This window comes from Bacillus sp. AK128 (assembly GCF_053903075.1).
Genome location: NZ_CP096379.1, coordinates 4,680,001 through 4,691,986, shown reverse-complemented (window position 1 = coordinate 4,691,986; position 11,986 = coordinate 4,680,001). Strand labels below are relative to the sequence as shown.

At 37.5% G+C, this 11,986-nt stretch carries 12 protein-coding genes, 1 tRNA gene, 1 other RNA gene and 1 other annotated feature (1 of these 15 cut by a window edge); of the genes, 9 read left to right on the top strand and 5 right to left on the bottom strand.

Going from position 1 to position 11,986, the window contains the following annotated elements; genetic code table 11:
• Window positions 1-285 precede the first annotated feature (285 nt).
• The 4 genes from pdxS (at window position 286) to M1D60_RS23535 (ending at window position 3,665) form a co-directional block, all read left to right on the top strand.
• On the top strand, window positions 286-1,170 hold the full coding sequence (gene pdxS, locus M1D60_RS23550; protein WP_456277179.1) for a pyridoxal 5'-phosphate synthase lyase subunit PdxS: 885 nt from the start codon (window positions 286-288) through the stop codon (window positions 1,168-1,170).
• Window positions 1,171-1,187: 17 nt separating this feature from the next.
• On the top strand, window positions 1,188-1,763 hold the full coding sequence (gene pdxT, locus M1D60_RS23545; RefSeq protein ID WP_456277178.1) for a pyridoxal 5'-phosphate synthase glutaminase subunit PdxT: 576 nt from the start codon (window positions 1,188-1,190) through the stop codon (window positions 1,761-1,763).
• A gap of 65 nt (window positions 1,764-1,828) precedes the next feature.
• Window positions 1,829-2,053, top strand: a binding site (T-box leader).
• 96 nt (window positions 2,054-2,149) lie between these two features.
• Window positions 2,150-3,424 (top strand): serine--tRNA ligase, encoded by a 1,275-nt coding sequence (gene serS, locus M1D60_RS23540; protein ID WP_456277177.1) that lies wholly within the window; start codon window positions 2,150-2,152, stop codon window positions 3,422-3,424.
• Between the two features lie 148 nt (window positions 3,425-3,572).
• Window positions 3,573-3,665 (top strand) — tRNA-Ser (locus M1D60_RS23535).
• Between the two features lie 113 nt (window positions 3,666-3,778).
• Here the strand turns inward: M1D60_RS23535 and mntR are convergent.
• Complete coding sequence (mntR, locus tag M1D60_RS23530) at window positions 3,779-4,201, bottom strand: transcriptional regulator MntR (RefSeq protein ID WP_456277176.1); 423 nt, start codon at window positions 4,199-4,201, stop codon at window positions 3,779-3,781.
• A gap of 85 nt (window positions 4,202-4,286) precedes the next feature.
• A complete protein-coding gene (zupT, locus tag M1D60_RS23525) occupies window positions 4,287-5,087 on the bottom strand; it encodes a zinc transporter ZupT (RefSeq protein WP_456277175.1) in 801 nt (266 codons plus the stop codon).
• A 413-nt stretch (window positions 5,088-5,500) separates the two neighbouring features.
• Between zupT and M1D60_RS23520 the strand changes: the two genes are divergently transcribed.
• Window positions 5,501-6,124, top strand: a complete 624-nt coding sequence (locus M1D60_RS23520; RefSeq protein ID WP_456277174.1) for an NUDIX hydrolase — start codon at window positions 5,501-5,503, stop codon at window positions 6,122-6,124.
• A 41-nt stretch (window positions 6,125-6,165) separates the two neighbouring features.
• Here M1D60_RS23520 and M1D60_RS23515 read toward each other — a convergent pair whose 3' ends face one another.
• From M1D60_RS23515 to M1D60_RS23505, 3 genes are all read right to left on the bottom strand, one after another.
• Window positions 6,166-6,834: a deoxynucleoside kinase gene (locus tag M1D60_RS23515; protein WP_456277173.1), complete on the bottom strand. Its 669-nt coding sequence runs from the start codon at window positions 6,832-6,834 to the stop codon at window positions 6,166-6,168.
• Window positions 6,831-7,469: a deoxynucleoside kinase gene (locus M1D60_RS23510; RefSeq protein ID WP_456277172.1), complete on the bottom strand. Its 639-nt coding sequence runs from the start codon at window positions 7,467-7,469 to the stop codon at window positions 6,831-6,833. The genes M1D60_RS23515 and M1D60_RS23510 overlap by 4 nt, the downstream gene beginning before the upstream one ends.
• A gap of 136 nt (window positions 7,470-7,605) precedes the next feature.
• Complete coding sequence (locus tag M1D60_RS23505) at window positions 7,606-8,892, bottom strand: LysM peptidoglycan-binding domain-containing protein (RefSeq protein ID WP_456277171.1); 1,287 nt, start codon at window positions 8,890-8,892, stop codon at window positions 7,606-7,608.
• Window positions 8,893-9,083: 191 nt separating this feature from the next.
• On the opposite strand from M1D60_RS23505, the gene tadA reads away from it, so the two are divergent.
• The 4 genes from tadA to M1D60_RS23485 all read left to right on the top strand — a co-directional run.
• Window positions 9,084-9,542 (top strand): tRNA adenosine(34) deaminase TadA, encoded by a 459-nt coding sequence (tadA, locus tag M1D60_RS23500; protein WP_456279530.1) that lies wholly within the window; start codon window positions 9,084-9,086, stop codon window positions 9,540-9,542.
• Between the two features lie 91 nt (window positions 9,543-9,633).
• Window positions 9,634-9,898: signal recognition particle sRNA large type (gene ffs, locus M1D60_RS23495), an RNA gene on the top strand.
• A 155-nt stretch (window positions 9,899-10,053) separates the two neighbouring features.
• A complete protein-coding gene (gene dnaX / locus M1D60_RS23490; protein WP_456277170.1) occupies window positions 10,054-11,745 on the top strand; it encodes a DNA polymerase III subunit gamma/tau in 1,692 nt (563 codons plus the stop codon).
• 17 nt (window positions 11,746-11,762) lie between these two features.
• A protein-coding gene (locus M1D60_RS23485) for a YbaB/EbfC family nucleoid-associated protein (RefSeq protein WP_456277169.1) crosses the window boundary here: on the top strand, window positions 11,763-11,986 show its 5' portion. 97 nt of this gene lie beyond the right edge of the window; 224 of the gene's 321 nt are visible here — the first part of the coding sequence; it begins with the start codon at window positions 11,763-11,765; its stop codon lies off the right edge, out of view.

The window sequence follows — 11,986 nt, the reverse complement described above, 5'->3', positions numbered from 1 at the left end:
AAACTCCCTCTTAAGGGAGTTTTTTATTTGCAAATTCAGGATCTGCAAATAGAGAGCATCCATGCTACCCAATTTAATAGATTGTTTAAAAAGTGCTGATAATAATACCTTTTAAATAATTATAGTAGGTTTTTTTTTACTTTTAATGTAGAATAATACAATGACAAGCGTTTGAAATATTATATTTTTTTTGTTACAAAGATAGTAGATGAAAAACGATGGTAATTTTCTACTAAGGTTTTTTATTTAAATACAGTGAATGTTACATATAGGGGGTAATTAATAATGACTCAGTTAGGTACTGAACGTGTTAAAAGAGGTATGGCAGAAATGCAAAAGGGTGGCGTTATCATGGATGTTGTTAACGCTGAGCAAGCTAAGATTGCACAGGAGGCTGGTGCAGTAGCAGTTATGGCACTAGAGCGTGTTCCTGCAGATATTCGTGCAGCTGGTGGGGTAGCTCGTATGGCTGACCCAACAATCGTTGAGGAAGTTGTTAAAGCTGTAACCATCCCAGTAATGGCAAAAGCACGTATTGGTCATATCGTAGAGGCACGTGTATTAGAATCTCTTGGTGTTGACTATATCGATGAGAGTGAAGTATTAACTCCTGCAGATGAGGAGTACCATATTGATAAGAGACAATTTACGGTTCCTTTCGTTTGTGGTTGCCGTGATTTAGGTGAAGCTGCTAGACGTATTGGTGAAGGTGCATCTATGCTTCGTACAAAAGGTGAGCCGGGAACAGGGAATATCGTAGAAGCAGTACGTCACATGAGAAAAGTAAATGCTCAAGTACGTAAGCTTGTAGCGATGAGTGAAGATGAAGTGATGATGGAAGCAAAGCTTTTAGGTGCTCCATTTGAATTATTATTAGAAATTAAAAAGCTTGGTCGTTTACCAGTTGTAAATTTTGCGGCTGGTGGAGTAGCAACTCCAGCGGATGCTGCATTAATGATGCAATTAGGTGCTGACGGAGTATTTGTTGGTTCAGGGATCTTTAAGTCGGATAACCCAGCGAAGTTTGCTCGTGCAATTGTTGAAGCAACTACTCATTTCCAAGACTATGAATTAATTGCATCTCTTTCTAAAAATCTAGGGGCGGCTATGAAGGGTGTAGATATATCATCATTACTACCAGAACAACGTATGCAAGAGCGTGGCTGGTAATAAGAGGAGTTTAGTACATGGTTAAAGTTGGCGTATTAGGATTACAGGGAGCAGTTAGGGAGCATATTACAGCTCTTGAGCAATCAGGTGCTGAGACTTTAGTCGTAAAACGCCCTGAACAGCTTAATGAGATTGACGGTCTTATTATTCCTGGTGGAGAAAGTACTACGATGCGTCGTCTTATTGATAAATATGAGTTTATGCAGCCACTAAAAGAATTTGCTGAGCAGGGGAAGCCAATGTTCGGTACTTGTGCAGGACTCATTCTTTTAGCAGGACAAATCGAAGGCTACGATGAACCACATATTGGAGTAATGGACATCACGGTTGAACGTAATGCATTTGGTCGTCAAAAGGATAGCTTTGAAGCAGAATTGATGATCACTGGTGTAGCTGAAGACTTTGTTGGAGTCTTTATCCGTGCACCATATGTAGTGGAAGTAGGCGAGCAAGTGGAGGTTCTTTCTAAGCATAATGAAAAAATTGTAGCAGTTCGTCAGGGACAATTTCTAGGATGTGCTTTTCACCCTGAGCTAACGGATGATTATCGTTTTGCTCAATATTTTGTAAACATGGTGAAAGAATCTAAGTAAAAATAGTATATTCTATTGAAACCTGAACAAACTTGTAGTAAATTAGTAATTACTAAAATTTGTTAGATAAATCGATGATAGGAATTAGTAGCGGGTGTTCTTTCTTAAGAGAGTCGGTGGTTGCTGTGAACCGATGTAAGATACTCGTGAATCCATCCTTGAGTGAGATCTCGAAAGGGTCAGCCCAAGTAGATATTTCCGGCTTTCTGCCGTTACAGAGACCCAAGAGGAAGATAGGATTATCCTGTCTTCAATTAGGGTGGCAACGCGGGTTAACTCTCGTCCCTTTATTATAGGGACGGGAGTTTTTTGTATTTTAATTTAATTTGGCCCAATTATTAGAGAACAAGGTAAAAAGAGCTATTAACAAAAAGGAGGCAAGTACTATGTTAGATTTAAAATATTTAAGAGCCAATTTCGAAGAAGTGAAAACCAGGTTAAATTTTAGAGGTGAAGACTTATCAGATTTAGGAAAGTTTGAAGACTTAGACCAAAAGCGTCGAACATTAATTGCTGAAGCTGAGGTTTTAAAAGGAAAGCGGAATGAAGTTTCTCAGCAAATCTCTCAATTGAAGCGCGAGAAAAAGGATGCAGATTCTCTCATCATTGAAATGAGAGAGGTGGGTGACCAAATAAAAGTATTAGATGATGAACTAAGAGTGGTTGAGGAAGAGCTTGAGCAATTGTTATTATCTATTCCAAATCTTCCACATGAAAGTGTTCCTGTTGGTGAAACTGAAGATGATAATGTAACAATCCGCACTTGGGGTGAGATCCCTCAGTTTTCATATGAACCTAAGCCTCACTGGGATATAGCTACCGATTTAGAAATCTTGGACTTTGAACGAGCTGGAAAAGTAACAGGTAGTCGTTTTGTATTTTATAAAGGGTTAGGTGCTCGTTTAGAGCGTGCTTTAATTAACTTTATGATGGACTTGCATAGTGATGAGCATGGTTACCAAGAGGTGATTCCACCATTTATTGTGAACCGTGATAGTATGATTGGAACAGGTCAACTTCCTAAGTTTGAAGAGGATGCATTCAAAATTGTGGGGGAAGATTACTTCCTTATCCCAACCTCTGAAGTTCCAGTCACTAACTTGCATCGAGATGAGATCTTAAATGGGGAACAGCTTCCTATCAGCTATGCTGCATTTAGTGCGAATTTCCGTTCAGAAGCGGGATCTGCTGGCCGTGATACAAGAGGATTAATTAGACAGCATCAATTTAATAAGATCGAGCTTGTTAGATTTGTTAAACCAGAGGATTCTTATGATGAATTAGAAAAACTAACCTCACACGCTGAGAAGGTTCTTCAGCTGTTAGAGCTACCATACCAGGTGTTGAGCATGTGTACAGCTGATCTAGGCTTTACGGCTGCTAAGAAGTACGATATTGAAGTATGGATTCCAAGCTATAACTCATACCGTGAAATCTCTTCTTGTAGTAATTTTGAAGCATTCCAAGCTAGGCGTGCTAATATTCGTTTCCGTAGAGAGGCCAATGCAAAGCCAGAGCATGTTCATACTTTAAATGGTTCTGGACTGGCTGTAGGTAGAACCGTTTCTGCCATATTAGAGAACTACCAACAAGAGGATGGAAGTGTCATTATTCCAAAAGTGTTACGACCATATATGGGGAATAAAGAAGTAATTAAGTAATAGTGGAAGGAGACCTTTGTCTCTTTCCTTTATTTATAGAAATCCGAGAAAGAGTTGGGAAATCCAAAGAATTTAAGAAATATCTAATTTTATTATAAAGATCGTTGACAAGCTATCTATATTTTGATATATTATTACTTGTCGATACGGAGGAATACCCAAGTCCGGCTGAAGGGATCGGTCTTGAAAACCGACAGGCGGGTTAAACCGCGCGGGGGTTCGAATCCCTCTTCCTCCGCCATTTTTATTGAATCGATAACATGCGCATATAATATGGAGATACCAAACCAATTACAATTGTAGTTGGTTTTTTAGTATGCAAAAAACAAAAAAAAGACATCCAGTTGGATGCCTTCAGTCGGGACGAATACTCTGTCGATACTTTAAATATAAATTTTTAATTTCGGGATGTTCTTCAAAGAACTGGACAAGGCTGGCTAGACAAAAGGTTGTTTCTTTTCCAATATGATGTTCAATTCCCTCGACTTCTTTATATATATTATCTGATTTGATATCAAGCACTCGAAAGAAGTCCTCTAGAGTTTGATGTTTATCGGCTATATCCTTTGCAATTTTTTTACCTTTTGCTGTCAGGATAAATCCACGATACTTTTCATAAACTCCTAAACCTTTCTCATCAAGCTTTTGCAACATTTTTGTTACGGAGGAAGGAAGAACCTCAAGTGAGGAGGCTATATCAGTAGCTCGAGCATATCCCTTTTCTTCATATATTAGGTAAATGGTTTCTAAGTAGTCTTCCATACTAGGTGTTGGCATTGAACTTCCCTCCGGATCTAAGACATTCATAATTCTATTTTAGATTTTCTCTCTACATATTTCAATGCTACTAGCAAAACTATTTCTATATGAATAATAGTAAGCTAATTGCCATGACTGCCATTCCGCCAATTAGACCATAAATAGATAGATGTGTCTCGTCATATCTTTTTGCAGCAGGTAATAATTCATCAAGTGAAATAAACACCATTATACCCGCAACAGCTGCAAATATTAAACCAAACATGATACCATTTAGATACGGCATTAGTATAAAGTATGCAACGACTGCGCCTAGTGGTTCAGATAGACCTGATAAGAAAGATAATTTAAATGCTTTCTTTTTGTTCCCTGTGGCAAAGTAAACAGGGACTGAAACAGCAATCCCCTCTGGTATATTATGAATGGCAATCGCAACGGCAATTGCGATCCCTAATGAAGGATCTTGTAAGGCAGATGTAAAAGTCGCGATTCCTTCAGGGAAATTATGAATAGCAATCGCTAGCGCTGTAAAAGTTCCCATTTTGTATAGGCTTTGGTTATGTGGTTGATTACTCATATCCTCGACTTTCTTTATTTCATGTGGATTTCCATGCTTTGGGATTAGCTTATCTATCAATGCAATTAGGAAGATTCCTCCAAAGAAACCAGCAACAGTCATCCAGCTTCCAAGAACCTTACCCATCTCCATTACCAATGCATCCTGTGCTTTCACAAAGATTTCAATCATCGATACATATATCATGACTCCGGCAGAAAAGCCAAGCGAGATAGATAAAAATTTGGTATTTGTTGTTGATGTGAAAAATGCAAGTATACTTCCAATTCCAGTTGCAAGACCTGCCATTAACGTTAAACCAAATGCCAGTAGTAGATTTTCCTCCATCTTGAGTAATCCTCCTTTATAATTTACATATCCAAGCTCATTTCCTTCGCGACTAAAAGTTTCCCTAAGGAAACACAGAAGCAAAAAAATATAGGTGTTTAAATTAAACATTTTTTAAAGGGAAATTTATTTATTATATTGAATATGTGTTAAACCAAGATATGTGACAAAAAAGTTTAGTATTCATAAGTGAAGTAAATATAGGATTATTTGTTTCCTCTATGCAACTTTATTATAAATACTGTATGTATTTATGTAAATAAAAAAGAATCCTAGTAATAACTATCAAAAGAGGTCATTTGAATGAAATACATGAAGGAATATTCAAGGAGATAAAAAACTAGGTTATAAATATAGCCACAGGTAATGATGAATGTATAGACAAAGACTATGGGGAATGAGGTGTACAGAATTTGAGATATATAGATGAAATTAAACATTTAATAAAGGGCCATAGTCCTGATGTACTTGGCAATAAAAAGCTTTCCAAATTCGCAGTTTTGCTGCCCCTTGTTGAACACAATAATGAAATACATGTTTTATTTGAAGTTCGTTCACATAAGTTGCGGAGGCAGCCAGGGGATATTTGCTTTCCGGGGGGAAGAGTGGATCAATCTGATTCTTCTTATAAGAATGCAGCCATTAGGGAGACAAAAGAAGAGTTAGGAGTTAATATTCAGGACATAAGGGATGTATATCCACTAGACTATTTAGTCTCACCTTTTGGGATGATTGTGTATACGTATGTAGGATTTATTCAGTCTATTGAATCTATAAATGTAAATCCAGCAGAAGTGGATGATGTTTTTCTTGTACCTCTATCTTATTTTCTAGATCATAAGCCAGATCTGTATCATGTGCATTTCAAGGTAGAACCTGATAAGGATTTTCCCATTGATTTAATTGTGGGTGGAGAGAATTATGATTGGAGAATTAGAGATATAGAAGAGCAATTTTACATGTATGAGGGGAAAGTCATCTGGGGGTTAACGGCAAGGATTTTATCCCATTTCATAGAGGTATTACACAACAATTAATCATGAGAAAGGGATGTGGTTGCCCCACACCCCTTTAGTTTCTATATTTTGATTGTGCTCTTCTTATTAATCAAGGCTCCAATCTTTTCAATAATTGGCTCAATTGAAGAGTCATTAGCAAGTACATCATATTCATTGATATTTAAACGTAGCACTGGACATGCATGGAAATTATCAATCCATGTTTCATAGCGGTTATGCATTTCCTGCCAGTACTCAATCGGAGTTTGTTGTTCCATCGATCTCCCACGTTCCTTAATTCGAGCTAATATATCATCAATGCTTCCTTCTAGATAAATCAATAAATCAGGATGAGGAAAATAAGGCGTCATGACCATTGCATCAAAAAGACTCGAATAGGTAGTATAGTCCACCTCTGTCATGGTTCCTTTTTCAAAATGCATTTTAGCAAAAATACCGGTATCTTCATAGATCGAACGGTCTTGTATAAATCCTCCACCGTATTCAAAAATCTTCTTTTGCTCTTTAAACCGTTCTGCTAAAAAATATATTTGTAGATGAAAGCTCCAACGTTGGAAATCCTTATAAAATTGGTCTAAATATGGATTCGAATCTACCTTTTCAAAAGATGTACGAAAACCAAGGCCATTAGCTAATGCATTTGTCATCGTGGATTTCCCTACTCCTACTGTCCCAGCTATCGTAATAACAGCATTACTTGGAATTCCATACTTTTCACGTAATATCATAAAACTGCTCTCCCTCTAACTGTTGACTCAATTGTTGCAAGGATTGTTTCTAAATCTTGCTCGTTCATAACGAAATCAAGATCATCCCCATTAAATCGTAATATTGGTATATGAGGATTCATAAATTGAAAGGTTTCCATTGCTTTATCATAATCTTCAAGAAGTTGCTGTAAGTAAGCAGCACTCATTTGTTTTTCAATTTCTCGACCACGCTTTGCAACTCGGTGAAGAAGAGTATCAAGACTTGCATGAAGATAGATAATAACATTAGGTTCTGGCATGTCATTTGTAAGAATGTCATAGATTTGTCTATATTTTTTCGACTGATATTGATTCAATGTCCGATCTGCAAATATCATGTTTTTCATAATATGATAATCAGCTATAACAGGCTGATTTTGACTAAGATATGATGTGTGAATATCCTCTAGCTGTTTATATCGATTACAGAGAAAAAACATCTCTGTTTGAAAGCTCCACTCTTCAATATTTGTATAGAATTTTCCTAGGAAAGGATTTTCTTCTACAATTTCTTTAAGTAGATGATACTGGAACCGATTCGCAATTTCTTTTGCTAAAGAGGTTTTACCGACACCAATAGGTCCTTCTACTGTTATAAATGGTGTTTGACTCATCGTGCTCCCCCTAAGTTCTAAAATACGACAAAAAGAACCAAATTTTTTACATAACAGTACTTATTTTATCACAGAGTATTGATGCTGAGGGAAATAAAAAAATCCTACTTTTTTATAAGTAGGATTGTGAGGAGTTTCACCTTTTGGTTACATTAAAGTTTTCTGCAATCAATAGCCAGTTTTGTGGGAATGGTAAGCCTAGTTTCCAGTAGCTGATTCCTCTAAGACCTAACTCCTTAATCAAATCAAACTTGGCTTGTATGGACCTTGCGTCTTCAAACCATACCTTATGTTGTTTGCCTTCGTTATCGACATAATCAAAGTGAGGTGCTTGGGCTTGGTAATCATATAGTATGGGGACATTATTTTCAGCAGCAAGCTCGATTGCTCGATTAGGACTTACTGCTTTTGCATATTGACCTCCAGCTACAAAAGGAAGGGTCCAATCATAACCATACAAATTCTGTCCCATCATTATTTTAGAGCCAGGCATTTCAGTTAAGGCATACTCTAATACTTCTCGTACAGGTCCAATCGGTGAAACTGGCATTGCAGGTCCACCACTATATCCCCATTCGTATGTCATGATGACAACAAAATCGACAATTTCACCATGTGCTTTATAATCATGAGCTTCATACCATGCTCCTTTTTGGTCTGCACTAGTTTTAGGAGCTAAAGCTGTTGAAAGTAAGTAACCTTCTGCAGAAAGTCGGGCTTTTGCTTTTCTTAAAAATGCGTTGTAGCGTTCACGATCCTCAGGTCGAAGGTATTCCATATCAAAATGAATATCTTTAAAGTTATATTTTTTAGCAGCAGTAATGATATTATTTAGTAAAGTATTTTGTAAGGCCTCATCCGTTAAAATGATTCTTCCTAATTCATCACTAAATTGGCCCTCTTCTAAATTAGTAACAACCATCATAAGGGTTACTTGATTTTGACTTGCAATGGTCGGAAAATTATTCAATAAAGGTTCCTTTAAACTGCCATCTCTTTGAATTTGAAAACTAAAAGGAGCCAAATATGTTAAATAGGGAACGGCCTCTCTTGCAGCCGTCTCCAGCTCAGGTTTAACAGTACCCCCTAACGGCTCTACATAAGCATTAATCTCTGCTTCTCTTTTTGGTAGAGGTGGTATATATAATCTAGTTCCAACTGTTAGAGGTTGAGTAGGTGAAATCCGATTAATTTGTGCAAGTCTTTGGAATGAAATACCGTATTGATTGGCAATGGACCATAAGCTGTCACCAGATTTAACCCAATAAAAACGTCCAATAATCGGAATAACAAGTGTTTGCCCAACGACTAGTGAAGTTTGTTGATTTAACTCATTTGCTTCTAATAAGTCATTAACGGTTGTTCCATACGCTTGGGCAATACCATATAAAGATTGACCACGCTGTACAACATGAATTTGCATGGGAGTCCCCCTTATTAAAATTTGTTGAAAAAGATGTATGGCTAGACTAGACAATCCATTAGTAAAAAAATGAACAGAAAACGACTAGTAGTATGTTTATTTTCATACTCCTAAAGAAATGCCACATTATAATAAATTTAAAACGATCTAAAGGAGTTATTACGTTGATTGAAGAACAGGATTTAAGGTTTATGAAGCTTGCCATTGAGGAGGCTAAAAAGGCGGAATCAATTGGTGAGGTTCCAATTGGAGCAGTACTCGTTAAGGATGGAGAGGTAATTGCATCTGGCTATAATTTAAGGGAATCAGAGCAACGATCCATTGCTCACGCAGAACTTCTTGTCATTGATCAAGGTTGTAAAGAGCTTGGCAGTTGGAGGCTAGAGGATACAACATTATATGTTACCTTAGAGCCATGCCCCATGTGTGCGGGAGCTATTGTACTTTCCAGGGTTTCTAGAGTTGTATATGGTGCAAAGGATCCAAAGGGTGGATGTGTAGGTACCTTAATGAACTTATTAGAGGAGCCGAGGTTTAATCATCAGTCCATTGTTACAAGTGGGGTTTTAGAAGAAGAGTGTGGAAATCTCCTAACAAACTTTTTCCAAACTTTACGTAATAAGAAAAAAGCTACCTATAAGACCAATTAATTAGCTACTCTATATCGTTGCAATTTTTCTCATGACGTTATATACTTGTTTATGCGTCCACAAGACGCACCTAAAATTGGTATCAACTTTGCCGTGCTAAGCGGGGAGGTAGCGGTGCCCTGTACTCGCAATCCGCTCTAGCGAGGCCGAATTCCTTCCAGAGGTTTATTCACTGTAAGGTCTGCCCTTAGTAAGTGGTGTTGACGTTCGGGTCCTGCGCAACGGGAATCCATGAACCCTGTCAGGTCCGGAAGGAAGCAGCAGTAAGTGGACCATCTCGTGTGCCGCGGGGTTGCCTGAACCGAGCTAACTGCTAAGGTAACGCTTATGGTGATAAATCGAAGGAAGGTGCACGGTAGTTTAACCAACATATAAAAACTCACTCTTTATAGAGTGAGTTTTTTTTGCTATAGAATTATATTTTATCGTAAATGAATTCTTATTAATCTTTGAAATTGAAAAGATAGATACGGTATAATAAATAAGATGATTAGAGAAGAAGGGGATTTCAATGGTATATCAAGCATTATATCGAGTGTGGAGGCCACAAAGCTTTCAGGATGTAGTCGGACAAGAACATATCACAAAGACACTTCAAAATGCCCTTCTTCAAGAGAAAATAACACATGCTTATTTATTTTCAGGACCTCGAGGAACAGGGAAAACAAGTGCTGCGAAAATTATTGCGAAGGCTATTAATTGCGAGAAGGCACCTGTTAACGAACCATGTAATGAATGTGAAGCATGTAAAACCATTACCAATGGATCCAATCCAGATGTTTTTGAGATTGATGCTGCCTCTAATAACGGAGTAGACGAGATCAGAGATATTAGAGATAAAGTGAAATTCTCTCCAAGCACGGTGAGATACAAAGTCTATATTATCGATGAAGTACATATGTTATCCATTGGGGCATTTAATGCTTTATTAAAGACATTAGAGGAACCACCTAAGCATGTTGTGTTCATTCTAGCAACAACTGAACCACATAAAATTCCATTAACGATTATATCTAGGTGCCAAAGATTTGATTTTAAGCGAATTTCACCAGTTTCTATCGTTGACCGGATGAAAACGATTATTGAGGGACAGCAGGTATCTGTTGATGAAGATGCTCTACTTGCTGTAGCAAGAGCAGCAGATGGTGGGATGCGAGATGCGCTGAGCTTACTTGACCAAGCTATTGCCTTAAGTGATGAGCAAGTAACGCTTGAGAATGTGTTAATGATAACTGGAGCGGTATCCCAACAATTTTTGATGGCACTAATACAGGCAATTCAAGAACAACAAGTTCCTGTAGCGTTACAGGCTCTAGATGAATTAATGAATCAAGGTAAGGATCCAAAACGCTTTATTGAAGATATGATTTATTTCTATCGTGATATTCTTCTTTATCAATCTTCTCCTGAACTTGAGGATATTTTAGTTCGGGTTAAAGTAGATTCATCATTTCAGCTGCTTGCTCAAGTGATTCATAAAGAACAGATTTACGAGATTATTGATATTTTAAATAAATGTCAGCAAGAAATGAAATGGACCAATCACCCGAAAATTCTACTTGAAATTGCAATTGTTCAGCTCTCACAACAGGAGTCAAAAGTGATGCCTGAAGCTGATCAACTATTACAACGAGTAAAGGATCTAGAAAGAGAATTAGCATTGTTAAAAGAAAAGGGAATTACGGTCTCATCTAACTCAACAGAAGCTTCTGGTCAAAAGGAGCAAAGGGTTCAAAAAACGAGTAAGGGTAGTTACCGTGTTCCAACTGGAAGGGCTACGGAAGTATTGAAACAAGCAACCCGCCAGGATTTACATCAAATAAAAAGTAATTGGGGTAATATGCTAGAGCAACTAAAGAAGCAAAATAAGGTTTCACACGCTGCATTACTTAATGAAAGTGAACCTGTTGCCGCATCAGATAAAGCATTTATTCTATCCTTTAAATTTGAGATTCATTGTAAGATGGCAGCTGAAAATACCAATAATGTTAGGGATAACCTAGAAGGAATCCTGTTTGACATTATTGGGAAGCGCTATGAAATGATTGCTGTCCCGGAGCCAGAATGGGGTAAGATAAGAGAAGAGTATATTCGTGAGCAACGTAACGATACAGAGGATACTAAACAGCAAGAAGACGATCCTCTTATAACAGAAGCACAGAAGCTTTTTGGTTCAGAGCTCATTGAAATTATAGAAGATTAAACTAGGAGGTTTTCACTATGCGTGGTGGCGGAAATATGGGTAACATGATGAAGCAAATGCAAAAAATGCAGAAACAAATGGCAAAGGCTCAAGAAGAATTAGGTGAAAAGAGAATAGAGGGTACAGCTGGTGGCGGTATGGTAACAGTTGTAGTTAGTGGACATAAAGAAGTACTAGAAGTAAATATTAAGGAAGAAGTAGTGGATCCAGAAGATATTGAAATGCTACAGGACTTAGTTCT